This is a genomic window from Pseudomonas sp. 05N434 (assembly GCF_056396965.1).
This window is the reverse complement of the sequence record NZ_JBFTMK010000859.1, coordinates 1-1,349: the sequence shown is the minus strand read 5'-3', so window position 1 is coordinate 1,349 and position 1,349 is coordinate 1. Positions and strand designations below refer to the sequence as shown.

The window sequence follows — 1,349 nt, the reverse complement described above, 5'->3', positions numbered from 1 at the left end:
TCCTAACTTGATAAAGTGGTTTTTTATGAGTTCACCGGTTTATTAGCTTATTGAGGGTTGCAGGCGCGAACGAAAATATTAGTGGCCAAAATAAGCTCGGGTAACTGTTTCGGGGTCCGAGTCCATTTTTATTTTGCCGTGCTCCAGCCAAATGACCCGATTGCATGTATGCAGCACCAGGTCACGGGAGTGGCTGGCTATCACCAAAATGCTGGTGGCTTGGACCAGTTCGTTCATCCGGGCTTCTGCTTTGTGCTTGAAGCCTTCGTCCCCTACGGACAGCCATTCGTCCATGATCAATATTTCAGGTCTGATGGTCGTCGATACCGCAAAGGCCAGGCGCAAGTGCATGCCGGAAGAGTACGTGCGTACCGGCAGGTCAATGAAGTCACCCAGTTCTGAAAACTCAATGATTTCGTCGAGTTTTTCTGCAATATCGCTTTTTGTCATCCCAAGCAGGATGCCGCGCATGAAGATGTTTTCCCTGCCGGATGCCTCCGGGTCTATCCCTAATGAAATATCAATGAGGGAAGCGACTTCGCCGCTGATACTGGCGGTGCCAGCGGAGGGGGCGTATACACCGCTCAGCAGTCTGAGTAATGTGCTTTTGCCAGCGCCGTTATGACCGAGCAATCCAACCCGGTCTCCGTCATTGAGGGAAAAAGTAAGGTCCTCCAGTGCTCTGACGATCACTCGACCTTGGTCGTTGGCACTGAGTTTGCCGCCTGTAGCGACTTGAATCAGTTGCTTTTTCAGAGAGCGAGAACTTGCGTTGTAGATAGGGAAATCAACGCATGCGTTATGAAATTCAATACAAGCCATAATAGTTTTCTTCTTAGAGCCAATAAGCAATGCGACGTTTATAGAGGCCATAGATGATGATCGCTATGCACCAGCCAAACAGAGCCATGCCCCCGGCCACGCACCAGCTAACAGTGCTCACATCCTGTCCGAGCAAGGGGGCCCTGACGATTTGTATGAGGTGATAGATGGGGTTCAAATCCAGTAAATAAGTGCCGGCTCGTCCTGGTAGCAGGCTTGGAAGCCACATGATTGGCGTCAAGTAAAAGGCAATTTGCAAGGCGCTCGCAATGATCTGCGGGAGATCGCGATATCGAGCGCATAAAAGGCTCAATATCAAGCAGATCCATGCCAGATTGAGAACAAGCAGTGCAAAGCCCGGGACACTCAACAGTGCTCCAAGACCCAGTGGCTTCTGAACAGCCAGCAGTACAAGCGGGAAAATGACGATGTTGTGCGCGAGGATCAAAGTATTGCGCCATATTGTGCGTAGAATATGCACGAATAATGGGATGGGGAGTTGTTTGATAATACTTTCTGCGGCGATG

General features: G+C 50.1%; 2 protein-coding genes. Both read right to left on the bottom strand.

Annotated features, from left to right (window positions below):
• Window positions 1-78: 78 nt before the first annotated feature.
• Window positions 79-822 (bottom strand): ABC transporter ATP-binding protein, encoded by a 744-nt coding sequence (locus AC1DLB_RS30165; protein ID WP_064616677.1) that lies wholly within the window; start codon window positions 820-822, stop codon window positions 79-81.
• A gap of 13 nt (window positions 823-835) precedes the next feature.
• A partial coding sequence (locus tag AC1DLB_RS30160; protein WP_477786302.1) for an ABC transporter permease occupies window positions 836-1,349 on the bottom strand: 514 nt, incomplete at its 5' end.

Coding starts and splice junctions, on each gene's coding strand:
- AC1DLB_RS30165 (WP_064616677.1), bottom strand. CDS start 822: ATGGCTTGTATTGAATTTCATAACGCATGCGTTGATTTCCCTATCTAC.